Source organism: Ruegeria sp. CF5 (assembly GCF_056537325.1).
On record NZ_JBQFRI010000001.1, the window covers coordinates 836,432 to 860,341 of the forward strand.

Below are 23,910 nucleotides of genomic sequence, written 5' to 3' on the forward strand. Positions count from 1 at the left end.
TAACAACCGTTCGGGTAATCGTACCAACAGCCATATTTCGCCATACTGGCGAGTGGCCAATTAAGAACTCCCTAATTCCGATTATGCACCCCGAACCGCACTGAGTGCAAATATTGCTGTTTTCGCGAAATAATTCAAGAAGGTTGAGTTTGAAACGGACAACACAGATTTGTGGTTGTGCTCCGGTTAATTCGCAATTCACTGTTTTCGAATTGGAAACATGCACTTAACCAGCCGGCTCTGGAAATTCATCATTTCCAGGATTGCGATTGACAATCCCGTTCAACCTGCGGCGTATGGCGATAGTATCAGGAAAACCATGCGTAGCTATCGAATCCAATCTGCCGGATCAGCGGCAAACTTAACCCAAATACAGGTCCCCGAGCCCGGAGCCGGTCAGGTTCGGGTCGCCATTCGGGCCTGCGGACTGAATTTTGCCGACCTTCTGATGCAGAAGGGGACATATCAGGACACACCTTCCACGCCATTTACACTGGGCATGGAAATCGCGGGGATTGTCGACAAGGTGGGGACAAACGTTTCCCATCTGAAGGCCGGAGACCGAATCGCCGTGTACTCGGGGCAAGGCGGATTGGCGGATTTCGGCATATTCGACGCAAACCGCGCGTTGCCCCTTCCGGACACGATGAGCTTCGAGGACGCCGCCGCCATTCAGATCGCTTACGGCACCAGTCACATTGCACTGGAACACCGCGCCCACCTTCAGCCGGGGGAAACTCTTCTTGTCACCGGGGCAGCCGGTGGCGTCGGTTTGACCGCTGTCGAGATCGGCAAGCTTATGGGGGCTACCGTCATCGCGCAGGCCCGGGGCAAAGACAAGCTGGCCGTGGCCCAACAAGCAGGTGCGGATCATCTGATTGACGCAGATGAGGACCTGCGGGAACGCATAAAGTCACTGGGCGGTGCCGACGTTGTCTATGACGCCATCGGTGGAGATGTATTCAAGGCCGCCTTTCGCGCAACCAATCCCGAAGGGCGACTGCTGCCCATTGGCTTTGCGGGTGGTGACGTTCCACAGATCCCCGCAAACCATCTTCTGGTAAAGAACCTGACAGTGATCGGATTTTACATCGGCGGATATCTGAAGTTCCGGCCAGAGGTCGTGCGCAACAGCTTCGAGACCCTGTTCCGCTGGCATTCCGAAGGGCGCATCAAACCGCATATCAGCCACGTCCTGCCTCTGGAGGACGTGGCCGAAGGCATGAGATTGCTCAAAGAACGCAAGTCGACGGGTAAAATCGTGATTACGCCCTGACGCTTAACCCACGACTGCCCTGAGTTGCGTTCCGCCCAGCATGCTGAAGTTCTGGCGGACCAGAGCGGCCAACGCTTCGACTATCGCGCCCCGCCCTGTCTCACCACCGTACAGATTGATCAGATGCGCGGGCAGATCCGGCAAAGCTCCATTCGATTCGATCTGTTCCAGATGCGCTGCCTCGGTACCGTCCAGCATGGCATGAACTGCCAGATCGGCACTTACCGTTGCCTCGATCGTCCGGTCATTTTCGGTCTCAACCGCCAGTTCCCACGGGACGCCCGCCGCATCCAGTGCACCGATCACCTGCGGGCGGAACATGCAACGGCGTCCCAGGGCCAGCCGTACAGGTCGCTTTCGCCAGGCTGATCCGCCCTGCGCACCGATCCAGCGCAAGGGAAGCTCCGCAACAATCTCGGCTCCTTCGCCCATGGTAGCTTCGGTCGTCAGGATCAGGTCACATTCCCCGCGCCGGAACATCTCCTTGAGTTGCACCGTGTACGAAGACACCAGCTGTACTTTTACGCGCGGAAAATCGGCGTTGAACCGCTGCAGAACCCTGGGGATTGCCGGATAAACGATGTCGTGCGGCACGCCCAGAACAACTTCGCCCTCAAACGCCTGATCCGTCAGGCGACCGATCACTTCGTCGTTCAGGGCAACCATCCGCCGGGCATAGGCCAGCAACTGTTCGCCCGACGCGGTTAGCGCAATGGTTCGGCCGCTGCGGTCCAACAACTCAAGACCCAGCAGTTCTTCCAGACGCTTGAGCTGCATTGAAACGGCAGACTGCGTGAGGTGCAGGAACCCTGCGGCCCGCGTTACTCCACCATGATCCGCTACGGCCACAAACGATCGCAAGATGGTTATGTCCAGGTTTCTCAACTTCACGATTCCTTATGGGATGGTTCAAAAACATTCATTTCCATAATGTGTCATGATCGTCCATATAAATCAAGGAACATGATCCAATTGGTAAAATTCATCAAGGAAACAGAAAGGACGATCCCATGTCACACGCCGCAATTTCGAATTCGCACTGCCCGGCCCGGGCGTCGAGACCAAACCTGGTGAAGCGCGCCTTTGATCTGATCCGTCAGCGGCAGTCTCTTGCAAAACTGGATTGCCACGCCCTGAATGATATCGGAATCTCACGGTCCGAGGCCGAAACCGAGGCCGCCCGCCCCTTCTGGGATGCCCCCGAGACATGGCGTAAGTAACCGATTTTCCGTTCCGAAATGCCAATCAGCGGCTCGTTACAGCGAGCCGCTGTTTTTGTTGAGTGAAATACCGTGTTTTAGACGTAAAACCCTTGAAACATACGCGACTCTCTCCGATATTTGCTGAGAGCTTTTCCCGTTTTCGCGGGAACACGACAGAATACATCAAGGGAGACCCTTATGGCACAATTCGATACGATCCGGACGGCGACTGGTGCGCGCGCCGCCGAGATTGACGAGGGCCTGCGCGCCCATATGAACAAAGTCTACGGCACTATGTCCGTGGGCATGTTGATCACGTTCCTTGCCGCTTGGGCAATTTCAGGGTTGTCGATCACGACTGACCCGAATGCCGCTGTGGCACAGCTGAACGCGAACACCTATCTGACGGCAACGGGTCATGCGATCTATGTCTCGCCGTTGAAATGGGTCATCATGTTCGCACCGCTGGCGTTTGTCTTCGGCTTTAGCGCCGCGATCAACCGCATGTCCGCAGCCGCCGCGCAGTTGGTTTTCTACAGCTTCGCAGCAGTCATGGGCCTGTCGATCAGCTGGATTTTCATCGCCTTCACCGGCCAGTCCATCATTCAGGTATTCCTGATTACCTCGATCGCCTTCGCAGGTTTGTCGCTGTATGGCTACACGACCAAGAAAGACCTGTCCGGTATGGGCACGTTCCTGATCATGGGCGTGATCGGCCTGATCGTGGCGATGGTTGTGAACATCTTTCTGGCCTCGTCGGCGGTTGCCTTCGCAATCTCGGTCATCGGCGTTCTGATCTTCGCTGGTCTGACGGCATACGACACCCAGAATATCAAAAACACCTACCTTCAGATGGCCCACTCGGGTGATCAGGAGTGGCTGGGTAAAGCTGCAATCATGGGCGCGTTGAGCCTCTATCTGGATTTCATCAACATGTTCATGTTCCTGCTGCAACTGCTGGGCAATCGCGAATAACGCGAAACCTGATACGGAAAACGCAAAGGCGGGTCATCTTTGGCCCGCCTTTTTCATTTGGCCTATGGACGTATGAACGTCGCTATCCTCAAAGCATTTTAGGTTGCTCTGTCGCGATCCAAACGAAACCAGAATCAGTCCGCGAAATGAAAAAGACCCCCGCAAATGCCAGGGGTCCTTCGCATCTGGAAATCAATTGAACGGCGTCAGCTACAGTTCAGCGGGACCGCAAAGCCTGTGCTGGACCTGCGCGACCCTTTTCCGTAGGCCGTACCACCGGCTGCCAGGCAGCCCGTGAGACGCTCAATCCGGCTGACAAAGGACGCGCCCACCGAGTTGTCCATTCGCGCGGAACTGTTCGAAGGCTCGCGAAGTACAGCAAACAGCGTATTGTTCACTTTGACGGTACTCAGCATCAGATTGCGATCCGCACCCTCGACGACAACGGCGTTGTTCGTCGTCCGCCCCCCGTTTTCGATCGCCACGCCGGCCATCTTTTCAAGAGACGTATCTTCAGACGCCACCCGGACCGGCGGAAGTGCCGCCAACTCGGCCGGTACATTCGTCAGCGGTGGCTGAAACGCCACTGTGCCCGGCACGTCAGCAGTTGTTCTGGGCTCTCCGTCGATTCCGGTAAATCCGACACCTTCCCGGTTCCATGGATCTTCACAGGCCGCGAGGGTCAGGAAAGCGATTGCGGGCAACAAGATTTTTTTCATGACGGTCAACATATTGTGGCGGGTTGCTGAAGCGTAATGGTATGCGCAGCTTGTTTGCAAGCCATAGCAATGTCGATTAGCCGAAATCCTGATGCGCGGCTGCAACGGCGAACCAACCTGCCCTTCACTGCGGCCCGCCTTAAACAGCAGCACATGAACGACAAAAAAGGGCTCTGCCTTGACAGAGCCCTTTCGTGCAACTTCCAGTCAGAAGACAGATTACTTGATCTTGCCTTCTTTGTATTCGACATGCTTGCGCACGACCGGGTCGTATTTACGAACGGTCATTTTCTCGGTCATGGTGCGAGCGTTTTTCTTGGTCACGTAGAAGTGGCCCGTGCCCGCGGTCGAGTTCAGACGGATCTTGATTGTCGTCGGCTTCGCCATGGTTATCTCCTGCGTCCGGAAAGGCAGGGGCCTTTCGGTTGAATCCTTATGAGCGTGCGCTTGTACCCGTACTGCCGTACGAGTCAACCGGAATCGGCCCGGAATCTGCACAAATTCCGCCGTCGGCCCGCCCACGCCCGATGGGCGCATTTTGTTTGATCACGGATTCGTGATACGGTACCGGCAGATCACATCCCAAGAAGCTGAATTCGGGCTCGACGACCGAGGCACAACAACATGGCAGGAAACTCTGGCAGCAGGGTTGTTTCATGTGACTTGATTGGGGGTTTTCATGACAGATCAGGATGAAAGGGCGAAAAACCGACCATCTGTAACGTTGGTCGCGCCAACGGCGGGATTTGCCCTGTTGGCGGGTGCCGCGCTAATGGCCGTCCCTGTCTGGCTGATCACCAACCCAATCCTCTTTTCCAACTGACAGAACCCGCAAGGCCTTGGGGCCGGTCAGTTTCGTGGCCCCGCATCAATCTGAAATTGGGAGATAGAAATGCCGATTTTCATTACTTACGCTTCTTATTCGCAAACCGGTATTCGCGGGATGCTGAAAAAACCCGAGAATCGTACGGGGCCGGTTCAGGCACTGTTGGACAAGGTTGGCGGGAAACTTCTGGCATTCTACATGACAACCGGGTCAAACGATGTGGTCGTCATCAGCGAAGCACCAGATGGCACCGACGCAGTTGCAATTGGCATGGCCGTTGGGGCCTCGGGTGCGGTAGACAAAGTGGAAACAGTACGCGCGTGGACAGCTGACGATTTCGTTGCGATCACGAAAAAGGCCGCCGAACTGACGGGTGCCTACACTCCGCCAGGAGGTTGAGAAATACGCGCGGAGGGCCTGTAAGCCGGATCTTGTTCCGGGGTTTCCCCCTTCGATGACCATTCCTCTAGGCCGTGCATTGCTGCACGGCTCGAGCTGCCAACCCGGTCCCTCTCGGCCAAGGCGTGCCTAGCGGCGGTTTCCAGGGCTTGCGCCCCGGACCAGCCCCGCGCGGGGACCCTATTCGGCATTGCTCCCGGTGGGGCTTGCCGTGCCGCCACTGTTGCCAGCGGCGCGGTGGGCTCTTACCCCACCGTTTCACCCTTACTCCGGATCAGATCCGGAGCGGTCTGTTTTCTGTGGCGCTTTCCGTCGGGTTACCCCGCCCGGGCGTTACCCGGCACCATTGCCTTGTGGAGTCCGGACTTTCCTCTCGGGCTTGCGCCCCAGCGGTCATCCGGCCCTCCGCGCAAGGGTGCAGTTATGCGGCGGGCACCGCGGCGTCAAGCCGGGACGCAGCGAGGGGCGCTGCCCCTCTTGGCCTGCGGCCAATTCACCCCGGCATATTTGGAGCAGGAGGAAGCCGTGGAAGCGGTCAGGTCGTCAGGGCGTCAGAGCGCAGAGGAGTGAAATCCTCAGGGGTAAGTGGACCGGTTGCCCAAGGGCGAAAGCGAAGGCGGACGGCGCGGAGCAACGTGTCGTCATCTGCCGTAGTTGAATATCCTGCCCTGCCCGCGACTTTCCGGAAAAGTTCGGGATTCGGATTAGTCGGCCCGGCATCCTGACCGCTCTGAGCCGCCAACCCCTGCCGTGCCAGCCGCGCCCAGTCGAAGCGCGGGCCGGGATCGAACTTGCGCCCCGGCGCCATGTCGGAATGGCCGATAACCCCTTCGGGTGGAATGCTCCAGCGTTTCATGATCTGTGGCAGCAGCCGTTCCAGCACCGCCACCTGAGGCTCGGCAAATGGATGGGTACCGCGATTGTCCAGCTCAATACCGATCGAGCGCGAGTTAATGTCGTTTCTTCCATGCCAGCTTCCGGCACCCGCATGCCAGGCGCGATCCGATTCATCCACCATCTGCCAAAGGTGACCATCGCAACCAATCAGATAATGCGCGGATACTTCCGCTGCAGGATCGCACAAACGATCCAGCGCTGATTGCGCGCTGTCCATCGCCGTGTAGTGAAGAACGATCAGCGACGGCGTCAACCCATCCCGACGTGTGCCGAAGTTAGGAGAAGGCCGCCAATCAGGCTGCATGATCTCAGTTGCTGACAGCGCGCCGGAAGGGGCTTGGATCCCAACTGCAGGCATACCCGTCACCATCGGGGTCCAACCCCTTGCGGTCCCGCTGAGGGCCTCCATTTTCCAGAAATTCCATCTGGGCTTGATCCGGAGATGGATAGCGTGCGCAATTGCGCTGCGCCTTGGCCTGCAGGTTAAAGCCTGCGCGGCTGTACAACTGCGTCCCCACCGGGTTCGAGGTGCTGAGGGCATATTGAACGATATTCGTCTCGCCGCCTGCGCTACGCTCGGGAATGGCAGTGGGCGTCACAACCTCGTAGGTCTGGCTGTTCTGCTCCAACCGCGCTGCGTCGGATTCGATGCTGCGTCGACCGGACACAGCCTCAAAGTCCTGCTCGTCCGAAATACCCGAACTATTGATCACCGGAGTTGGGGTCGATACCGACGATGTACTCTGTATCGACGAGCCCTGTGTCGACGTGCTGGCCAGCGCCGCCGCGGTTTGGCTGGCGATATCGTCAGCGTTGCTCTGGTCTCCGGTCGGGAGAGTTGTATCAAAACCTGAAGGTGACAACGGCTCTTCGGAAATCGCCGCGGGTGGAACCAGCGGGTTGCCGCCAACGCCCTGCCCGGCCAGTTCGGCCTCGCGTTGTGCCTGATATTCCGGCGTGTTGAAACCGACACCCGAAACAGGCGTCACGGTTTCGCACGCCGCCACAAAAGCTACGGCTGGAATCAGAAGCACTGCGCGCATAATGGCTGCTCCCCGCTTGTTGTTCTTGCCTGCCCGAAGGCTTACCACCATTTGCCCGGCTTGGCCACAAACCCGGCTGCACTTTCCAGTGCGTAGGCGGTATTGAGCAGATCGCCTTCGTCCCAAGGCCGACCAATCAGTTGCAGACCCAGCGGCAGCCCCTGCTTATCCAGCCCGGCAGGTACCGAAATGCCCGGCAAACCGGCAAGGTTCACGGTCACGGTAAAGACGTCGTTCAGATACATCTGCACCGGGTCGGCCTCGGTCATTTCGCCCAGTCCAAACGCAGCAGACGGAGTTGCCGGGGTCAGGATTGCATCGACACCTGCGGCGAACACGTCCTCGAAGTCCTTTTTGATCAGGGTCCGGACGCGGCGTGCGCGGTTGTAGTAGGCATCGTAAAAGCCGGCCGACAGAACATATGTGCCGACCATGACACGGCGCTGCACTTCATGGCCAAAACCTTCGGCGCGGGTCTTTTCGTACATCTCGGTGATGCCATCGCCCTGCGCCAGCTGCGCGCGGCGGCCATAGCGCACACCGTCATAGCGAGCGAGGTTCGAGGACGCCTCGGCCGGAGCGATTACGTAATAAGCTGGCAGCGCGTACTTGGTGTGCGGCAGCGAGATATCGACAATCTCGGCACCGGCAGCTTTCAGCATCTCTGCCCCTTCGGACCACAGCTTTTCGATCTCGGCGGGCATTCCGTCCATGCGGTATTCCTTGGGGATACCGATTTTCTTGCCCTTGATGTCGCCGGTCAGCATCGCCTCGAAATTCGGCACCGCAAGTTCAGTGCTGGTCGAATCCTTCGGGTCATGTCCGCACATCGTCTCCAGCATGATTGCCGCGTCGCGCACGTTCTTGGTCATCGGACCGGCCTGATCCAGAGAGGATGCGAAGGCAACAATGCCCCAGCGCGAACAACGGCCATAGGTCGGCTTGATGCCGGTGATGCCGGTGAATGCGGCAGGCTGGCGGATCGAACCACCGGTATCGGTGCCGGTCGCAGCAAGGCACAGATCGGCTGACACAGCAGCGGCCGAACCACCCGACGAGCCACCCGGCGTCAGCTGAGCGTCGTCATTGCCGCGCCGCCACGGGCTGACCGCATTGCCGTAAACAGACGTTTCGTTGCTGCTCCCCATGGCGAATTCGTCCATGTTCAGCTTGCCCAGCATTACGGCACCCGCATCGGCCAGTTGCTGCGACACGGTGGATTCGTATTCGGGCTTAAACCCTTCCAAGATCTTCGAGGCCGCCTGCGAGGGCACACCCTTGGTGCAGAACAGATCCTTGATACCGATCGGCAAGCCGCACATCGACGGCGCGTCGCCGCCCTTGATCCGCTCATCCGCAGCCTTGGCGCGTTCCAGCGCGATCTCAGGCGTCTTGTGGACAAAGGCATTCAGCGCATCGGCATCGTCGATGGCCTTGAGGCAGGATTCGGTCAGCTCGACCGAGGTCACGTCACCTTTGCGCAGCGCGTCGCGGGCCTCGGCCAGGCCCAGTTTGTTCAGATCGCTCATGTCTTACTCCACAACTTTGGGAACAGCGAAGAACCCTTCGCGCGCGTCAGGGGCATTGGCCAGAACCTTGTCCTGCTGATTGCCGTCGGTGACCACATCCTCGCGGCGTTTCAGGCGCATCGGCTCGACCGAGACCATCGGCTCGACACCTTCGACATCCACTTCGTTCAGTTGCTCGATGAACCCAAGGATGGTGTTGAACTCGGATGCCAGCGCCGGCAGCGCGTCATCCTCGACCTTGATCCGGGCCAGTTTGGCCACCTTGGCGGCGGTGCTTTGGTCAATCGACATCGGAAAACCTCATATGCGTTAGGGGGCGTTTACCCCTCTGTCGGGCGGGTCGCAAGTCTGTGACGGCGGTAAACCTCGATCATCCAGCCAAGCATGATGGCATTCAGGATGTGCCATAGGAAATGCGTGCCCATTGGCCAGTGGACGCAAACCGGTTCGTCCAGCGCGCGAAAGGTGATGGAGGCGATCAGGATTCCGGCCCCGATTGCAAGCCCGCGCGCAGTTTCCGGCACCCTGTTTCGCAGCAAAACGGCATAGATCAGGATCAGCAAAGGTACCGGGGCATAACCTGCCGACCCGCCCAGCCCCGGCACCAGCTGAAATATCGGCACGGTGAGCGCAGCGTAAGGAAAAAACAACGCCGTCAAGCCCAGCGCCTGCCAAATACCCAATTTCCAGACATCCCGGTTCACCGCATAGATATAGACCAGAATGAACAGCAGTATCGGCGTGGTATCGGCCACTGCGGCCCAGACCTGTGCATGAGTGTGAAACAGGTAGCTGCCGATCCCGATCACTGCCAGAATTGCGACCAGCGCCGTGGCCAAAGGTATGTTTTGCCCCCGAACCCGTCGCCACATGACGAAGGCAGCGATCAGAAACGCCGCATTTGTAACCGCGTTCACCGGCTCGGCCCAATAGCCGGGGTTCAGCCGCTCGCAATAGCCATCGATTTCCTGCATCCAGTCCATGGATTTTTACATAACGAATGCTAGGCTGCATCCAACAGATAAATGGAGGATTTTCATGAATATCATCTGGCTGGGCCATGGCAGCTTTCGAATTGAGGCCGACGGGCAGGTTCTGCTGATTGATCCGTGGCTAACCGGAAACCCGGCTTTGCCCGAGGATCAGCATGAAGCAGCGGTTGCCGGGGCCACTCATATTCTTCTGACCCATACTCATTTCGATCACGTGGTGGACGTGCTGCCGCTGGCCAAAAAGCTGAATATCCCTGTTGTGGGTCAGTACGACCTGATGGGGTTCTGGGGCGAAACCGAAGGGGTCGAGACCGTAGGTTTCAACAAGGGCGGCACGGTCGATCTGAACGGGATCAAGGTTTCGATGGTTCCCGCATCGCACAGTTCCACCTTTTCAACGCCCGACGGGCTGCGCACCGGCGGGACCGAGGTCGGCTTCATGATCGCGGCCGAGGGACACATGCTCTATGTTTCCGGCGATACCGATATCATGGCCGACATGGAGTGGATGGGCGACTACTACAAACCGGATGTCGGCATTCTGTCTGCCGGCGGTCATTTCACCATGGACATGAAAGGGACGGCCTACGCGGCAAAGCGGTACTTCGACTTCAAGACCGTCATTCCCTGCCACTACAAAACCTTCCCGATTCTCGCGCAGTCGGCGCAAGAGCTGATCGACGGGCTGCCCGATGTAAACGTGATCGAGCCCGAGATCATGCAGCCGATAGAGATCTGAGGCATCCGCGACATGCCGAACGCCGTTCTGCCCTCGCCCGAGCTCATTGCGGTGATGCGCCGATGGAATCAGGCGATTCAGGACGGAGACGGCGCCGTGTTGGCAAACATGCTCTCACGATCAGAGCACCTGCGATATCAGGGGTCTGCCGATGACGAATCATGGTCAGGTCAGTTGTTCCGCAAAGGTTTTGCCGATCATGTCGCGGAAATTCCGGATTTTGACTGGCAGGAGCACAGCCTGGAAGCCTTTGAATGCGGCGACATCGGCTGGGCGCATTGTCATGCAACCATCACTTTCTCGGCCAACGGCAAAGCGTCCCCGCATCGGTTCACCTTCGTTCTGCATCTGGAGGAAGGTGTCTGGAGAATCATACAGGTGCACGTGTCGAACCCGACGCCCAATCTGGAAAAGATGGGTGCCGAGCATGAGGCCCTTAACGCACTTGTGGCAGCGGCGCGGGATGGCTTTGTACAGGATCAGCGCGAAGGCACGGCGTCGGTTATGTTCACCGACATCGCCGATTCATCCAAAATCACCCAGCAACTGGGTGACAGTGACTGGACCGATACGATCCTTCATCATCTGAAACTGACCGAAGATGCGATTGCCGAACATCGCGGGCGGCTGGTCAAATCTCTTGGCGACGGAACCATGTCGATTTTTCAGACTGTCCATGACGCCATACAGGCCGCGATATCCCTGCAACGGAAAAACGCGGCATCCGCGTCAGACACTTCGCTAGGGCTACGGATCGGTATCCACACAGGGGATGTCATTCAAAGGGAAGAAGATTTCTTTGGGACTGTCGTAAACAAGGCCGCGCGCATAACCGGCCTGAGCGGTCCGAACGAAATTCATGTCTCGGACGTAACCCGGCTTTTGGCAGGGAGCGAGGCAGGTCTGCATTTCGGCCCGGCAAAACCTGTGCATCTGAAAGGCTTTGGTGGGCAACAAACGGTTTATCGTCTGGAGTGGAAACCATTGTAAAGCGCGCGCAGCCACCAGCGCAGGCGGTCGCAAGTCCAACGCTTCAGTCGCCTCTTCGGTCCTCAAAAAATGTCTTGAGCAGCGCTTCGCAGTCCCTAGCAGAGATGCCGTCATAGACCTCGGGCTTGTGGTGCGCCTGCGGATGGCTGAACACCCGCGCCCCGTGATCGACACCCCCGGATTTCGGGTCGGCAGCCCCGTAGTAGATGCGCCGGATGCGCGCAGCGGCAAGGGCACCCGCACACATGGCGCAGGGTTCCAGCGTCACGTACAGGTCATGATCTAGCAGCCGTTCAGACCCAATTGCGGCGCAGGCAGCCCGCATCGCAACAATTTCCGCGTGGGCCGTCGGATCATTCAACTCGCGCGTCCGGTTTCCCGCTGCAGCCACGACCTGACCACCCGGGGACACGATCACCGCACCCACGGGCACTTCACCCCGGTCTGCTGCCGCGCGCGCCTCGGCCAGTGCCAGTTCCATGTACGATCTGAATTCCATGCCTCTGACTGCCCCACAATCCCGGCTTTCGCAAGCCGCCGGGATGGGCTATGGCCTCGGGATGAGCAACACCCCTCCTCCCGGCGACCGGATCGCCAAAGTTCTGGCCCGCGCGGGCGTCGCCTCGCGCCGCGAAGCCGAACGCATGATCGAAGCGGGCCGCGTGACCGTCAATGGCAAGGCCATCAGCAGCCCCGCGCTGAACGTAACCGCCAAAGACAGGATCACCGTCGATGGCAAACCGGTTTCCGAACCCGAACCCCCACGCCTGTGGCTGTATCACAAACCCAACGGGCTGGTGACGACGACGCGCGACGAAAAAGGGCGCAAAACCATTTTCGACGACCTGCCCGAGGATATGCCCCGGGTGATGAGCGTCGGGCGCCTTGACCTCAATTCCGAAGGGCTGCTGCTGCTGACGAACGATGGCGGCATCAAGCGCAAGCTGGAATTGCCCGCTACCGGCTGGCTGCGCAAATACCGTGTCCGGATCAACGGCCGCCCCAAGGACGAGGATTTCGCGCCCCTGCGGAAGGGGCTCGTCATAGACGGGGAAAAGTTTCAGCCGATGACGGTCTCGCTGGATCGGCAACAGGGGGCCAATGCCTGGCTGACCGTGGGTTTGCGTGAGGGCAAGAACCGCGAGATCCGCCGCGCCATGGAAGATATCGGTCTGTCCGTGAACCGCCTTCTGCGTGTGTCGTATGGCCCGTTCCAACTGGGTACCCTGAAGCCCGGTGAGGTCGAGGAAATCCGCCGTCGTGTCGTCCGCGACCAGCTTGGGCTGGACACGGATGACAAGCCCGACCAGGCCCCAAAGCGCCCTGCCCGACCACAAAGAAACAGACCTCCGATAGGCAAAAAACCTCGCAAGTGACGCCGGTTGCGCAACCTTCCCCCTAGCGCCGACCACGGGCATACATTAGTTTCTTAATATATGCGGTAGCTTGGGGGGCGCCATGTCTCAGACCGGAGTGCAAAAGGTTGCCTATGCAGCGCTTCTTGTGTTGCTGTTCGGTGTTTGCACCGGCTTGTTGGGCGGGTTGTAGGTCGTGGCCAAGCGATACGGCGGAAAATACAGCCCCGATGACAAACCGGAAACCGGGGATCAGCCCGAGCGTGGTCAATATGACGGGGCGCGGGTCGAACCGGCTGGCGCGCGAGCCAATATCATGTTCGTGCCGGCGATCCCGCTGGTGTTTCTATCCCTGAACGATGGCGCCATTGGCATGACGCTGGGCCTGGTCGCGGCGGGTATGCTGACCCTGGCCGCATGGCTGCTGCGCGAGGGGTTACGCGCCGAGGCCGCCTATAAGGCGCGCCGCACAGCCAGACGACCGGCGATCCCCCGCAAGATTTTTGCAAGCGTCCTGACGGGATTGGGCATCGCTCTGGCGGCATATCGCAATGAATACCTCGACAGCGAAGCTGCTACGCAAGTCAGTCTGCTGGCTCCGGTTCTTTTTGGCGTAGTCACGGCCGTACTTCATTCCGTCTCTTTCGGTATCGACCCCCTCAAAGACAAGGGAATGGAAGGCATTGACACATTTCAGCAGGACCGCGTCGCCCGCGTGGTAGACGATGCCGAAGCAAGCCTGACGGAAATGTCCGATGCCATTGCACGCGCGGGTGACCGGCGGATCGAAGCCCGCGTCGAACGGTTTCAGAATACCGCGCGCGAGTTGTTTCGCACGGTCGAGGAAGACCCCCGCGATCTGGCCGGTGCGCGAAAGTACCTGACGGTGTACCTGCAGGGTGCCCGTGACGCGACGGTTAAGTTTGCCGACGTCTACGCGCGCACCCGCGATGCGCAGGCTCTGGCGGATTACACCGCTTTGCTGGATGATCTTGAACAGAATTTCGCGGCCCGCACCCGCAAGATGCTTTTGGATGATCGCAGTGATCTGACTGTTGAAATTGATGTGTTGCGCGAACGGCTGCAACGCGAAGGCGTCCGGTTGGATTGACCGGCCATTTTTGAGCGAGGACTATTTTCATGTCTGATGAAATCAAGAACAAGGCAGTGGAAGCGGAAACGCTGGTTCAGGAAGTAACTGCAGTGGCCCTACCGGAACCGCAGTCGCAGATCATTTCTTTGGAAGAGGCGGATGATCCCGTCAGTGCCGAAATACGCAAGCGCATGAATGAGATCGACATGGACAACACGAATTCGATCGTGTCCTTCGGCTCGTCCGCGCAGGCGGAATTGCAGGAAATCAGTCAGGCCATGCTGGCGGATGTGCGCAACAAGGATGTGGGCCCCGCGGGTGACAGCCTGCGCAACATCGTGACGACGATCCGCGGGTTTTCGGTAAGTGAGCTGGATGTCCGGCGCGAGCGCAGCTGGTGGGAAAAGCTACTGGGCAAGGCTGCGCCTTTTGCCAAGTTCACGGCACAGTACGAAGACGTGCAGGGGCAGATCGACCGGATTACCGACGATCTTCTGGGGCATGAGCATACGCTGCTCAAGGATATCAAGTCGCTTGATCTGCTGTATGAAAAAACGCTCCAGTTCTATGACGAACTGGCGCTCTACATCGCTGCGGGCGAGGAAAAGCTGACCGAACTGGACAGCCACGATATTCCCGAAAAAGAGGCCGAGGTTCAGGCCGTGCCGGAAGAAGAGCAGGTGATGAAAGCGCAGGAGCTGCGAGATCTACGCGCGGCGCGCGACGATCTGGAACGCCGGGTGCACGACCTGAAACTGACCCGTCAGGTTACGATGCAATCGCTTCCCTCGATCCGTCTGGTGCAGGAAAACGACAAGTCACTGGTGACCAAGATCAACTCGACACTGGTCAATACCGTCCCTCTCTGGGAAACGCAGCTGGCGCAGGCCGTCACGATCCAACGCAGTGCCGAGGCCGCCTCTGCCGTACGCGATGCCAACGACCTGACGAACGAATTGCTGACATCGAACGCGGCCAACCTGCGGCAATCCAACAAGATGATCCGCGAAGAGATGGAGCGCGGCGTGTTCGACATTGAAGCGGTCAAACAGGCCAATGCGGATTTGATCGGAACCATTCAGGAAAGCCTGCAGATCGCCGACGAAGGCAAGGCCAAACGCGCAGCGGCAGAAGAAGATCTGAAGAAAATGGAAGCCGAACTGCGCGACACGCTGGCCTCGGCCAAGGCGCGGCAGGACGGGCTGGGCGATACCGCCGGAACGGCCGTTCCGGGTTGACGACTTGCGGGTGGAATCGGTGAAACATTTGCGGCATGTCGCGGCAGTTATGTCGTTGTTGGTGCTGGCCAACTGCGATACGGCCGATATGGCATCACTCGTTCCACAAGCGCGCCCGACGCCTGCCATTGCCACCGAGGATTTGTACATCGAGCCCTCGGCGGCAAGTGTTGATCTGGCCCGTTACTACGAAAAGGTGCAGAACGATTTGCTGACGCGCGGCCTGCTGCGCACAGATGGCGGCGGCCCCGACACGCCGTATGACGCCAGCGACCTTGTCCGCAACTTCGAAACCATCGCCTTTTACAGCGAATATCCCGGACAGGCCGTATCGGCAGGTAGCCGCCGGACAAGCGGCCAGCTGAGCCGATGGACAGGCCCCGTGCGGGTCAGCGCGGAATTCGGCCCCTCCGTCCCGCTGGAGACACGCAGCGAGGACAGGGCCAAAATCGAAAATTACAGCCTGCGTCTGGCTAAACTGACCGATCATCCGATTTCGACCGTCAGCCGCAATGCGAATTTTCACATCTTCGTCGCGGGCGAGGATGACACCGAATTCGTTCAGAACCGGCTGAGGCAGCTGATCCCGAACATCGGTCAGGCGCAGCTTGATCTGTTCGACAAACTCCCACGTTCCTTTTACTGCTTTGTCTTTGCCTCGGCCAGCCAGGGGGCGCCCAATGAATACGCGCGCGCGGTGGCCTTGGTTCGGGCAGAACATCCAGACCTGGTGCGCCTCAGCTGCATTCATGAAGAAATCGCACAAGGTCTGGGCCTGCCAAACGACAGCCCCGCGGCGCGTCCTTCGATCTTCAATGACGATGACGAATTCGCCCTTTTGACAAGCCATGACGAGAAACTGCTGACAATGCTTTACGATCCGCGCCTCAAACCCGGCATGACCGCCGATCAGGCCCGGCCGGTGACCCGGATCATCGCACGTGAATTGATGGGCCAGTCGCTCTGACCCAATAAGACAGGAGAAATCCAATGGGAATTTTCGATTTTCTGACCGGAGAATTCATTGATGTCATTCATTGGGTGGATGACACCCGCGACACCATGGTCTGGCGGTTCGAGCGTGAGGGCCACGAAATCAAGTACGGCGCCAAGCTGACGGTGCGCGAAGGGCAATCGGCGGTCTTTGTGCACGAGGGGCAACTGGCGGATGTGTTCACGCCGGGCCTCTACATGCTCGAAACCAACAACATGCCGATCATGACGACGCTGCAGCATTGGGATCACGGGTTCCAGTCGCCGTTCAAATCCGAAATCTATTTCGTCAACACGACCCGGTTCAACGACCTGAAGTGGGGCACCAAGAACCCCATCATGCTGCGTGATCCCGAATTCGGGCCAACCCGCATTCGCGCCTATGGCACCTATACGATCCGCGTGAAAGACCCGGCGCGGTTCCTCGTCGAAATCGTCGGAACCGATGGCGAATTTACCATGGATGAGATCAGCTTTCAGATCCGAAATATCATCGTACAGGAATTCAGCCGCGTCATCGCCGGGTCGGGCATACCGGTTCTGGACATGGCCGCAAATACCGCCGATCTGGGCAAGCTGATCGCGGCCGAGGTCTCGCCCGTCCTGGATGGGTACGGGTTGGAAATGCCGGAATTCTATATCGAAAACATCTCGCTGCCGCCCGCTGTCGAGGCGGCGCTGGACAAGCGGACCTCGATGGGGCTTGCCGGTGATCTGGGCAAGTTCACCCAGTATTCGGCTGCCGAAGCCATGACCGCAGCCGCCAACAACCCCGGACAGGGCGGCGGCATGGGCGCAGGGCTTGGCATGGGGATGGGTATGGCCATGGCGCAGCAGATGAGCAACATGGCAGCGGGTCAGCCGAGCGGCCCGTGGGGCGCACCAGCGCCCGCTGCCCCGCAGCCGACAGCGCATGTGGCACCGCCCCCTCCCCCCCCGGTCGAGCATGTGTGGCACATTGCGGTCGACGGTCAGACCAGCGGGCCGTTCTCAAAAGCCAAAATGGGTCGCATGGCGGCCGAGGGTGAGATCACGCGCGAGTCCTTTGTCTGGACCGCCGGTCAGGATGGCTGGAAAAAGGCCGGGGACGTTCAGGAACTGGCGCAGCTGTTCACGATCCTGCCGCCTCCACCGCCCGGAGCGTGACCTTGGGCATTGCCCATGCCAGATCAGATTGAGGAGAGGCCGTGACCACCAACAGCGAACACCGGTTCCCTTGCGAACAATGCGGCGCGGACTATCGGTTCAACCCGGGCGACGGAACGCTGACTTGCGTCCATTGCCGCCATTCCGAACCGATCGGGTCCGGCCCATGGGGGGGCGCAAACCTGCGTGAACTGGATTTCGACGCGGCAATCGCGGACAAGTTGCCGGAAAGCGAAATCGAGGAAACGCGCGTTCTTTCCTGCCCCAACTGCGCAGCGCAGATCGAATTCGATCCGGACACGCACGCGGCGGAATGCCCTTTCTGCGCAACTCCTGTGGTCACGGATACGGGCATCAACCGGCATATCAAGCCACGGGGTGTTCTGCCCTTCGCACTGGACGAGCGTTCGGCCCACAAAGCCATGAGTGACTGGCTTGGCCGTCTGTGGTTCGCCCCAAACGGGCTGAAGGATTATGCCCGCAAGGGGCGCAGGATGCAGGGCATCTATGTTCCCTACTGGACATTCGACGCGGATACCCGATCCAGTTATCGCGGTGAACGGGGCGTGATCTATTACGAAACCCGGACTGTAATGCAGGACGGGAAACGGGTGCAGCAGCAGGTTCCGAAGATCCGCTGGTCACCAAAATCAGGCCGCGTTTCGCGGTTCTTTGACGATGTTCTTGTTCTGGCTTCGCGCTCGCTGCCAAAAAAGTACACCGATGCCTTGGAACCGTGGGACCTGCCCGCGCTGGAGCCGTATCAGCCTGAATACCTCGCCGGTTTCCGGGCAGAGGCCTATACCGTCGATCTGAACGAAGGGCATAAGCAGGCGCGCGTCCATATGGCCCGCGTGATCGAGCGGGACGTGCGGTTTGATATCGGCGGGGACCGGCAGCGTATTCATGCCATCGATACCGATGTCAGCAACGTGACATTCAAGCATATTCTTCTGCCGATATGGATGGCAGCATATAAATACCGGGGCCAGACCTATCGGTTTGTCATCAACGGAAGAACCGGACGGGTACAGGGCGAACGGCCCTGGTCAGCGATCAAGATCACCATTGCCGTTTTCTTTGGTCTGCTTGTAGCAGCCGGAATCGGATACCTTGCGGCGACAGGACAGCAATAGCGTCCGAATACCGGAAACCACTTTCCACCACGATTTTTCCGCCGCGGACCTCTTGCACATCGCGCCGGTGAACGACATCCTGCCGCGCGTTCGCGTGGGAGGAACCAGAGTGATGTTGAATAGTCTGAACCAGCTTTTGAATGACCGGCACTCGTGCCGCGCCTACTCCTCAGATCAGGTTCCCAGAGCGGACATCGAGAGCATCGTAAACAGTGCAATCCGCGTTCCAAGCTGGTGCAACGCCCAGCCGTGGCACGTTCACGTCACCAGCGGCGCGGAAACGGATGCGTTTCGCGCGGCCCTGCTGGACGAAGCAATAAATGGCTCTCCATCCCCTGATCTGCCGTTTCCAACGTCTTATTCGGGCGTTTATCAGGATCGCCGCCGAGCCTGTGGCTGGGCGCTGTACGAGGCGGTAGGCGTCGAAAAAGGCGACCGCGCCGGGTCTGCCCGTCAAATGATGGAGAACTTTTCGCTGTTCGGCGCACCACATTGCGCGATCGTTTCCAGCCCTGCTGAGCTGGGACCATATGGCGCCATGGATTGCGGCGGCTTCGTAACCGCGTTCACGCTGGCGGCACAGGCGCTTGGCATCGCGACCATCCCTCAAGCGGCCGTTGCGTCTTATGGGCCGTTTCTGCACCGGTATTTCGACATTCCCGAAGACCGCTTGATCCTGTGCGCCATATCCTTTGGCTATCCTGACACACAGCACCCGGCCAATACGTTCCGTACGGATCGTGCGGGGCTGGATGAGGTCGTGACTTGGAAAGGCTGACTGACCCGATCATTTTGTGCTGCGGCGAGGCGGTTGCCGACCTTGTGCCCGCAGAGCTTACCGAAGGCGGAACCGGCTTCCGTCCGGTTCCCGGCGGCGCGGCTGTCAACACCGCGGTCGCACTGGCGCGGCTTGGAACGCCATCGGGATTTGTCGGAACACTGTCGACTGACCCGATGGGAACGATGCTGAGAACGCATCTCTATACCGAAGGCGTTAATCTGAACGGTGCCGTTTCCTCCGATGCTTCGGCGACGGTGGCACTGGCGCATCCGCTCGCCGACGGAACAAGGTTTGACCTTTATGATGAAGGAACGGCTGGCCGCGCCCTGCAACGCGGAATGCTGCCACCCTTGCCCCAGTCAGTACAGGCTCTGGTCTTTGGCGGGATCAGCCTGATTCACGCCCCGGGCGCAGACGAGTTCGAGGCGCTGGCCGCATCGAACAACGACAGGCTGATCTGGCTGGACCTGAACATACGCGGCGGCCTAGTCAGCGATCCCGGACCTTACCGCGCGCGGCTTGAACGAATGGCAAAGTTGGCGGACGTCATCAAGGTTTCAGATGAAGATCTGGAGTGGCTGGGCCCCCTTCCCCCGCTGCGCGACAATCAGCTGCTGCTGCAAACCTGCGGCGCACAAGGTGCAAAGGCAAAGCTGGGCGCGATCGATTTCGCAGTTCCGGCCCCCGTTCGCGACGTGCGCGATACCGTAGGGGCAGGCGATATCTTCAACGCCGGGTTTCTGTCTTCCTTCTATCGGAATGGGTTGTTGAACTCGCCCCTAACCTTGAATGAACAAGCCCTTACAGATGCTGTCAGTTTCGGCATCACCGCGGCCAGCATCAGCGTAACGAGGTCCGGGGCGGATGCCCCCACAACAGAGGAAGTCCTATGCGCGCAGTAGTTCAGCGTGTCGCCCGGGCCTCGGTCACGGTTGATGGTACCGTCATCGGACAAACAGGGCCGGGATTGATGATCCTTGTCTGCGCGATGCAGGAAGATAGCGAAACGCAGGCCGATCAGCTTGCCGCGAAAATCGCCCGGCTGCGTATTTTCAAGGATGAGGCGGGCAAGATGAACCGATCCGTTCTGGATATACAGGGATCGGCCCTTGTCATCAGCCAGTTCACACTGGCGGCCGATACCTCGCGCGGCAACCGGCCCGGCTATTCCAACGCGGCACCGCCCGCAGAGGGCCAGCGGCTTTACGAGCGTTTCGTGCGACAGTTGGCAGCGCAGGGCATTCCGGTCGAGACCGGCCAGTTCGGAGCTGATATGCAAGTGGAACTCATCAATGATGGCCCGGTCACAATCTGTTTGGAAAGCTGATGAACCAAAGACAGACAGCAATCGACATCTGGAAATCCGGCGTTGATGCCGTTGGAGGCTATCGCGCGACAGCCTCTGCGCTGGAAAACGCAGAGCGACCGGATCAGATTATCGCCGTTGGCAAGGCGGCGGGTGCAATGGCACGAGCCGCGCTGGACCGGTTTGGCGCGTTGCCCTGTCTGGTCGTGACCAAGGATGGCCACGGCGAAGGTTTGCCCGATCATGTGACATTGATCGAAGCCTCGCACCCGGTCCCGGATGCCCGCAGCCTGACCGGAGGCCGCGCGTTGCGGGCGGCAGTGTCCGGTATGGAATCCGGATCGCATCTGCTGCTGCTGGTTTCGGGCGGGGCCTCTTCGCTGGCCGAAGATCTGGAAGACGGCAAGACGCTGGAGGATCTGGAAGCCCTTAACCGCAGACTATTGTCGCAAGGGCTGGATATTCATGCCATGAACGCGCAGCGGCGGTTGATTTCCCGGATCAAGGGCGGGCGATTGCTGTCCGAATTTTCCGGTGGCCGTGCAACCGTTCTGGCCATCTCTGACGTACCGGGCGACGATCTGAACGTGATTGGCTCGGGTATCGGGGCAATCCCGGCCGATCCTGTGTTCGCGGCAACGGCGCGCATCGTCGCCTCCAATATGCACGCACGCAATGCGGCCAAGGACGCAGGTCAGCAGGCAGGTCTTGAGGTCATCGCCAACGAAGAAGCCATGCATGACGATTACCTAGCAGTTGCCGGCAAACTGGGCGCGCGTCTGCGGGAAATGCCTCGGGGTGTCATGGTGTTTGGCGGTGAACCAACCGTTGTGCTGCCCGACCAGCCCGGACGCGGCGGACGCAATCAGGCGCTGGGTCTGGCGCTTGCCCGCGAAATCCGGGGCTGCGACGGGTTGACCTTGGTGGTCGGCGGAACCGACGGGACCGATGGGCCGACCGACGCCGCCGGGGCCATCGTGGACGGCACCACCTGGGACGACGATGCCGAGCGCGCACTGGCTGCGGCGGACAGCGGCAGTTTCCTGGACAAGAAGGGCGCGCTGTTGGTGACGGGGCCAACCGGCACCAACGTCATGGACCTTCTCGTCGCAATCAGGGAATGATTTGTCGCTTCTCCCCTACAACCTGATCGCCATGGCACCGAAACTCGCCGCATGACGCGTGTTCCAAACGCCCTTCGGGATATTGAGGAAATACCAGATCTCGGCATCCGGCTATCGGATGGCTGCCGCCTGTCCGCGCGCGTATGGCGGCCTGTTGATGCCCCTGATGATCCGGTCCCGGTCATTCTGGAATACCTGCCCTATCGCAAGCGTGATGGCACCACGGCGCGCGACGCCCTGACCCATCCGTGGTTTGCCAAACGGGGATATGCCTGCATCCGCGTTGACATGCGCGGCAATGGCGACAGCGAAGGGCTGATGGAGGACGAATACACCCAGCAGGAACTTGATGACGCAGTTGAGGTGATCGAGTGGCTTGCCGCGCAGGACTGGTGCACCGGCGACGTCGGAATGATGGGCATCAGCTGGGGTGGTTTCAACTCGCTTCAGGTCGCGGCGATGCAGCCCGAGGCGCTGAAGGCGATCATCACGCTATGCTCGACAGCGGACAGATATGCTGACGACATCCATTACAAAGGTGGGTGCCTGCTGAACGAAAACCTCGGTTGGGGCGCGACCATGTGGTCTTATTCCTCGCGCGCGCCTGATCCGGACCTCAGGGAAAACTGGCGCGAGCTGTGGCTGGAGCGCCTGAAGAACGAACCCTTCCTGCCGTCCGTATGGCTGCGCCACCAGACGCGCGATGCCTATTGGCAGCACGGCTCGGTTTGCGAGGATTTCAGCGCCATCAAGGCAGCCACCCTTGCCATTGGTGGATGGGGTGATGCCTACAAAAACACGGTGCCGCTACTGGTTGAAAGTCTGGATGCACCGGTCAAAGGCATCAACGGACCGTGGGTTCACAAATATCCCCACTTTGCTGTCCCCGAACCGCGCATCGGCTTTCTGCAAGAGGCACTGCGCTGGTGGGATCACTGGCTTAAAGGCCACGACACCGGCGTAACCGGCGACCCGGATTATCGCGCATATCTGATGGATGGCGTTCGACCCGCCCGCTGGTACACCAAACGCCCCGGCCGGTGGATTGCCGAGGCAACAGGCGCCACCACGCATCTGCAAACGCAGACCTTGACGCTCGGAAATGAGGGCCTTGGCGGTACTGAACCGCTGGACGCAATCGTGTGCTCGCCACATCACTGCGGCATGGAAGGCGGAGAATACTGCGCCATCTGGCTGGGCCCCGAATTACCCGGAGATCAGCGCGCGGACGATGCTCTGTCGGTCTGCGTGGACGGCCAGCCTCTGCCCCAGGATATGGATATCGTCGGTGCGCCCCGGCTGAAACTGCAGCTGAGCAGCGACAAGCCTCAGGCGCAGATAGCCGTGCGGCTCAATCACGTGCATCCCGATGGCGCATCAACCCGGATCACCTATGGCGTGCTGAACCTGACCCATCGGGACAGCCATCAAGACCCGCAACCGCTGACACCCGGGCAAAACTACGAAGTTACGCTGGACCTGGATCAGATCGCCTATCGCGTACCCAAGGGGCACCGCCTGCGTGTCGCTATCTCGAGCGCCTACTGGCCGCTGGTCTGGCCCTCCCTGGAAACTGCCCAGCTGCACCTTTCCGGAGGAGAGATCACGGTACCGCTCCGCCCGTCGGGTGATGCCGATGAATATGTGTTCCCCCTGCCCGACGCCGAAGCGCCATGGCAGATCGAAACGTTGCGGCCCGAGGCTCATGCCCGGCGCACGGAAACCGACCAGACCACGGGTGAGGTTTCACTGGTGATCGAAGACGATTTTGGTCTGGTCCGCGACAGTGAACACGGCCTTGTCAGCGGCGGGATCGCGCGTGAACGGTGGTCGATCCACCCTGACGATCCGCTCTCGGCCCAAGGTTCCTGTCATTGGACTCAGGAGATGCACCGGAATGGGGTCAAATTGCGTACTGAAACCGGTTGCGAGATGCGATCGGACCGTGAAAACTTTCATCTGCGTGTGACCATTCATGCATATGAAAACGAAAGAGAAATCTATTTCCGCGAAGAGGAAGACCAAATACCCCGCAAAAATGTGTAACGCCGCTTGCCGGGAAAGGCCGCGATTAGTCCTTGCCCGGGAAGCGGAAATGACCCTACATTGACTCATGCGTCAACAAAAACTGCCGCCAAGGCAGAGGAAGAA

Annotated in this window: 27 protein-coding genes and 1 other RNA gene; 18 read left to right on the forward strand and 10 right to left on the reverse strand. The window is 59.4% G+C overall.

The annotated features are described in order from the left end of the window. Positions 1-319 precede the first annotated feature (319 nt). Positions 320-1,276 carry an NADPH:quinone oxidoreductase family protein gene (locus tag ACR0NW_RS03965; protein ID WP_480448749.1) on the forward strand — a complete coding sequence of 319 codons (957 nt, stop codon included), beginning with the start codon at positions 320-322 and terminating at the stop codon, positions 1,274-1,276. A 3-nt stretch (positions 1,277-1,279) separates the two neighbouring features. Here the strand turns inward: ACR0NW_RS03965 and ACR0NW_RS03970 are convergent, their stop codons facing one another. Further along, a complete protein-coding gene (locus ACR0NW_RS03970) occupies positions 1,280-2,161 on the reverse strand; it encodes a LysR family transcriptional regulator (RefSeq protein ID WP_480448748.1) in 882 nt (293 codons plus the stop codon). Between the two features lie 125 nt (positions 2,162-2,286). Here ACR0NW_RS03970 and ACR0NW_RS03975 point away from each other — a divergent pair, with 125 nt between their 5' ends. After that, positions 2,287-2,496, forward strand: a complete 210-nt coding sequence (locus ACR0NW_RS03975; protein WP_170650891.1) for a YjiS-like domain-containing protein — start codon at positions 2,287-2,289, stop codon at positions 2,494-2,496. A gap of 180 nt (positions 2,497-2,676) precedes the next feature. Then, positions 2,677-3,453, forward strand: a complete 777-nt coding sequence (locus ACR0NW_RS03980) for a Bax inhibitor-1/YccA family protein (protein WP_170650892.1) — start codon at positions 2,677-2,679, stop codon at positions 3,451-3,453. Positions 3,454-3,659: 206 nt separating this feature from the next. Here the strand turns inward: ACR0NW_RS03980 and ACR0NW_RS03985 are convergent, their stop codons facing one another. Both ACR0NW_RS03985 and rpmG read right to left on the reverse strand, forming a co-directional pair. Continuing rightward, the gene (locus tag ACR0NW_RS03985) at positions 3,660-4,172 is read right to left on the reverse strand and encodes a hypothetical protein (RefSeq protein ID WP_480448746.1); all 513 of its coding nucleotides are present in this window, start codon (positions 4,170-4,172) and stop codon (positions 3,660-3,662) included. A gap of 219 nt (positions 4,173-4,391) precedes the next feature. Beyond that, complete coding sequence (gene rpmG, locus ACR0NW_RS03990) at positions 4,392-4,559, reverse strand: 50S ribosomal protein L33 (RefSeq protein ID WP_007799108.1); 168 nt, start codon at positions 4,557-4,559, stop codon at positions 4,392-4,394. 292 nt (positions 4,560-4,851) lie between these two features. Here rpmG and ACR0NW_RS03995 point away from each other — a divergent pair, with 292 nt between their 5' ends. Then, the gene (locus tag ACR0NW_RS03995) at positions 4,852-4,995 is read left to right on the forward strand and encodes a hypothetical protein (RefSeq protein ID WP_480448745.1); all 144 of its coding nucleotides are present in this window, start codon (positions 4,852-4,854) and stop codon (positions 4,993-4,995) included. 69 nt (positions 4,996-5,064) lie between these two features. Next, the gene (locus ACR0NW_RS04000) at positions 5,065-5,397 is read left to right on the forward strand and encodes a GYD domain-containing protein (RefSeq protein WP_170650895.1); all 333 of its coding nucleotides are present in this window, start codon (positions 5,065-5,067) and stop codon (positions 5,395-5,397) included. Positions 5,398-5,402: 5 nt separating this feature from the next. On the opposite strand, the gene rnpB is transcribed toward ACR0NW_RS04000, so the two are convergent. The 6 genes from rnpB to ACR0NW_RS04030 all read right to left on the reverse strand — a co-directional run bounded on the left by rnpB (position 5,403) and on the right by ACR0NW_RS04030 (position 9,849). Beyond that, positions 5,403-5,806: RNase P RNA component class A (rnpB, locus tag ACR0NW_RS04005), an RNA gene on the reverse strand. Positions 5,807-5,932: 126 nt separating this feature from the next. Continuing rightward, positions 5,933-6,598 carry an N-acetylmuramoyl-L-alanine amidase gene (locus tag ACR0NW_RS04010; protein WP_480448744.1) on the reverse strand — a complete coding sequence of 222 codons (666 nt, stop codon included), beginning with the start codon at positions 6,596-6,598 and terminating at the stop codon, positions 5,933-5,935. Between the two features lie 4 nt (positions 6,599-6,602). After that, positions 6,603-7,337: a hypothetical protein gene (locus ACR0NW_RS04015; RefSeq protein WP_480448743.1), complete on the reverse strand. Its 735-nt coding sequence runs from the start codon at positions 7,335-7,337 to the stop codon at positions 6,603-6,605. Between the two features lie 41 nt (positions 7,338-7,378). Then, on the reverse strand, positions 7,379-8,866 hold the full coding sequence (gatA, locus tag ACR0NW_RS04020) for an Asp-tRNA(Asn)/Glu-tRNA(Gln) amidotransferase subunit GatA (protein ID WP_480448741.1): 1,488 nt from the start codon (positions 8,864-8,866) through the stop codon (positions 7,379-7,381). A gap of 3 nt (positions 8,867-8,869) precedes the next feature. Then, positions 8,870-9,157 carry an Asp-tRNA(Asn)/Glu-tRNA(Gln) amidotransferase subunit GatC gene (gene gatC / locus ACR0NW_RS04025; RefSeq protein WP_170325838.1) on the reverse strand — a complete coding sequence of 96 codons (288 nt, stop codon included), beginning with the start codon at positions 9,155-9,157 and terminating at the stop codon, positions 8,870-8,872. Positions 9,158-9,186: 29 nt separating this feature from the next. Beyond that, positions 9,187-9,849, reverse strand: a complete 663-nt coding sequence (locus tag ACR0NW_RS04030) for a ceramidase domain-containing protein (protein ID WP_480448740.1) — start codon at positions 9,847-9,849, stop codon at positions 9,187-9,189. 55 nt (positions 9,850-9,904) lie between these two features. Here ACR0NW_RS04030 and ACR0NW_RS04035 point away from each other — a divergent pair, with 55 nt between their 5' ends. Next, positions 9,905-10,597, forward strand: coding sequence for a metal-dependent hydrolase (locus ACR0NW_RS04035; RefSeq protein ID WP_480448739.1), 693 nt, complete (start codon positions 9,905-9,907; stop codon positions 10,595-10,597). Between the two features lie 12 nt (positions 10,598-10,609). Next, the gene (locus ACR0NW_RS04040) at positions 10,610-11,587 is read left to right on the forward strand and encodes a nuclear transport factor 2 family protein (protein ID WP_480448738.1); all 978 of its coding nucleotides are present in this window, start codon (positions 10,610-10,612) and stop codon (positions 11,585-11,587) included. A gap of 43 nt (positions 11,588-11,630) precedes the next feature. On the opposite strand, the gene ACR0NW_RS04045 is transcribed toward ACR0NW_RS04040, so the two are convergent. After that, a complete protein-coding gene (locus ACR0NW_RS04045; RefSeq protein WP_480448737.1) occupies positions 11,631-12,086 on the reverse strand; it encodes a nucleoside deaminase in 456 nt (151 codons plus the stop codon). On the opposite strand from ACR0NW_RS04045, the gene ACR0NW_RS04050 reads away from it, so the two are divergent. The 11 genes from ACR0NW_RS04050 (at position 12,067) to ACR0NW_RS04100 (ending at position 23,805) form a co-directional block, all read left to right on the forward strand. Next, positions 12,067-12,963, forward strand: coding sequence for a pseudouridine synthase (locus ACR0NW_RS04050; protein WP_480791503.1), 897 nt, complete (start codon positions 12,067-12,069; stop codon positions 12,961-12,963). The two genes, ACR0NW_RS04045 and ACR0NW_RS04050, sit on opposite strands and share 20 nt — an antisense overlap. Before the next feature lie 175 nt (positions 12,964-13,138). After that, positions 13,139-14,053 carry a 5-bromo-4-chloroindolyl phosphate hydrolysis family protein gene (locus tag ACR0NW_RS04055; RefSeq protein ID WP_480448735.1) on the forward strand — a complete coding sequence of 305 codons (915 nt, stop codon included), beginning with the start codon at positions 13,139-13,141 and terminating at the stop codon, positions 14,051-14,053. Between the two features lie 29 nt (positions 14,054-14,082). Continuing rightward, positions 14,083-15,273, forward strand: coding sequence for a toxic anion resistance protein (locus ACR0NW_RS04060; RefSeq protein WP_480448734.1), 1,191 nt, complete (start codon positions 14,083-14,085; stop codon positions 15,271-15,273). Positions 15,274-15,361: 88 nt separating this feature from the next. After that, positions 15,362-16,240: a DUF2927 domain-containing protein gene (locus ACR0NW_RS04065; RefSeq protein ID WP_480449588.1), complete on the forward strand. Its 879-nt coding sequence runs from the start codon at positions 15,362-15,364 to the stop codon at positions 16,238-16,240. 23 nt (positions 16,241-16,263) lie between these two features. Beyond that, positions 16,264-17,412 carry an SPFH domain-containing protein gene (locus tag ACR0NW_RS04070; RefSeq protein ID WP_480448733.1) on the forward strand — a complete coding sequence of 383 codons (1,149 nt, stop codon included), beginning with the start codon at positions 16,264-16,266 and terminating at the stop codon, positions 17,410-17,412. A 41-nt stretch (positions 17,413-17,453) separates the two neighbouring features. Then, positions 17,454-18,548, forward strand: a complete 1,095-nt coding sequence (locus ACR0NW_RS04075; protein WP_480791504.1) for a TFIIB-type zinc finger domain-containing protein — start codon at positions 17,454-17,456, stop codon at positions 18,546-18,548. Between the two features lie 112 nt (positions 18,549-18,660). Next, positions 18,661-19,326 carry a nitroreductase gene (locus ACR0NW_RS04080; protein WP_480448732.1) on the forward strand — a complete coding sequence of 222 codons (666 nt, stop codon included), beginning with the start codon at positions 18,661-18,663 and terminating at the stop codon, positions 19,324-19,326. Then, positions 19,314-20,231, forward strand: coding sequence for a carbohydrate kinase family protein (locus ACR0NW_RS04085; protein WP_480448731.1), 918 nt, complete (start codon positions 19,314-19,316; stop codon positions 20,229-20,231). The genes ACR0NW_RS04080 and ACR0NW_RS04085 overlap by 13 nt, the downstream gene beginning before the upstream one ends. Then, complete coding sequence (dtd, locus tag ACR0NW_RS04090) at positions 20,219-20,656, forward strand: D-aminoacyl-tRNA deacylase (protein WP_480448730.1); 438 nt, start codon at positions 20,219-20,221, stop codon at positions 20,654-20,656. Before ACR0NW_RS04085 ends, dtd begins: the two co-directional genes overlap by 13 nt. Continuing rightward, positions 20,656-21,759, forward strand: a complete 1,104-nt coding sequence (locus ACR0NW_RS04095) for a glycerate kinase type-2 family protein (RefSeq protein WP_480448729.1) — start codon at positions 20,656-20,658, stop codon at positions 21,757-21,759. The genes dtd and ACR0NW_RS04095 overlap by 1 nt, the downstream gene beginning before the upstream one ends. Positions 21,760-21,810: 51 nt before the next feature. Further along, the gene (locus tag ACR0NW_RS04100; protein WP_480448728.1) at positions 21,811-23,805 is read left to right on the forward strand and encodes a CocE/NonD family hydrolase; all 1,995 of its coding nucleotides are present in this window, start codon (positions 21,811-21,813) and stop codon (positions 23,803-23,805) included. Positions 23,806-23,910: the final 105 nt, after the last annotated feature.

Coding starts and splice junctions, on each gene's coding strand:
- ACR0NW_RS03965 (WP_480448749.1), top strand. CDS start 320: ATGCGTAGCTATCGAATCCAATCTGCCGGATCAGCGGCAAACTTAACC.
- ACR0NW_RS03975 (WP_170650891.1), top strand. CDS start 2,287: ATGTCACACGCCGCAATTTCGAATTCGCACTGCCCGGCCCGGGCGTCG.
- ACR0NW_RS03980 (WP_170650892.1), top strand. CDS start 2,677: ATGGCACAATTCGATACGATCCGGACGGCGACTGGTGCGCGCGCCGCC.
- ACR0NW_RS03985 (WP_480448746.1), bottom strand. CDS start 4,172: ATGAAAAAAATCTTGTTGCCCGCAATCGCTTTCCTGACCCTCGCGGCC.
- rpmG (WP_007799108.1), bottom strand. CDS start 4,559: ATGGCGAAGCCGACGACAATCAAGATCCGTCTGAACTCGACCGCGGGC.
- ACR0NW_RS03995 (WP_480448745.1), top strand. CDS start 4,852: ATGACAGATCAGGATGAAAGGGCGAAAAACCGACCATCTGTAACGTTG.
- ACR0NW_RS04000 (WP_170650895.1), top strand. CDS start 5,065: ATGCCGATTTTCATTACTTACGCTTCTTATTCGCAAACCGGTATTCGC.
- ACR0NW_RS04010 (WP_480448744.1), bottom strand. CDS start 6,598: ATGCAGCCTGATTGGCGGCCTTCTCCTAACTTCGGCACACGTCGGGAT.
- ACR0NW_RS04015 (WP_480448743.1), bottom strand. CDS start 7,337: ATGCGCGCAGTGCTTCTGATTCCAGCCGTAGCTTTTGTGGCGGCGTGC.
- gatA (WP_480448741.1), bottom strand. CDS start 8,866: ATGAGCGATCTGAACAAACTGGGCCTGGCCGAGGCCCGCGACGCGCTG.
- gatC (WP_170325838.1), bottom strand. CDS start 9,157: ATGTCGATTGACCAAAGCACCGCCGCCAAGGTGGCCAAACTGGCCCGG.
- ACR0NW_RS04030 (WP_480448740.1), bottom strand. CDS start 9,849: ATGGACTGGATGCAGGAAATCGATGGCTATTGCGAGCGGCTGAACCCC.
- ACR0NW_RS04035 (WP_480448739.1), top strand. CDS start 9,905: ATGAATATCATCTGGCTGGGCCATGGCAGCTTTCGAATTGAGGCCGAC.
- ACR0NW_RS04040 (WP_480448738.1), top strand. CDS start 10,610: ATGCCGAACGCCGTTCTGCCCTCGCCCGAGCTCATTGCGGTGATGCGC.
- ACR0NW_RS04050 (WP_480791503.1), top strand. CDS start 12,067: ATGTACGATCTGAATTCCATGCCTCTGACTGCCCCACAATCCCGGCTT.
- ACR0NW_RS04045 (WP_480448737.1), bottom strand. CDS start 12,086: ATGGAATTCAGATCGTACATGGAACTGGCACTGGCCGAGGCGCGCGCG.
- ACR0NW_RS04060 (WP_480448734.1), top strand. CDS start 14,083: ATGTCTGATGAAATCAAGAACAAGGCAGTGGAAGCGGAAACGCTGGTT.
- ACR0NW_RS04065 (WP_480449588.1), top strand. CDS start 15,362: ATGGCATCACTCGTTCCACAAGCGCGCCCGACGCCTGCCATTGCCACC.
- ACR0NW_RS04070 (WP_480448733.1), top strand. CDS start 16,264: ATGGGAATTTTCGATTTTCTGACCGGAGAATTCATTGATGTCATTCAT.
- ACR0NW_RS04080 (WP_480448732.1), top strand. CDS start 18,661: ATGTTGAATAGTCTGAACCAGCTTTTGAATGACCGGCACTCGTGCCGC.
- dtd (WP_480448730.1), top strand. CDS start 20,219: ATGCGCGCAGTAGTTCAGCGTGTCGCCCGGGCCTCGGTCACGGTTGAT.
- ACR0NW_RS04095 (WP_480448729.1), top strand. CDS start 20,656: ATGAACCAAAGACAGACAGCAATCGACATCTGGAAATCCGGCGTTGAT.
- ACR0NW_RS04100 (WP_480448728.1), top strand. CDS start 21,811: ATGACGCGTGTTCCAAACGCCCTTCGGGATATTGAGGAAATACCAGAT.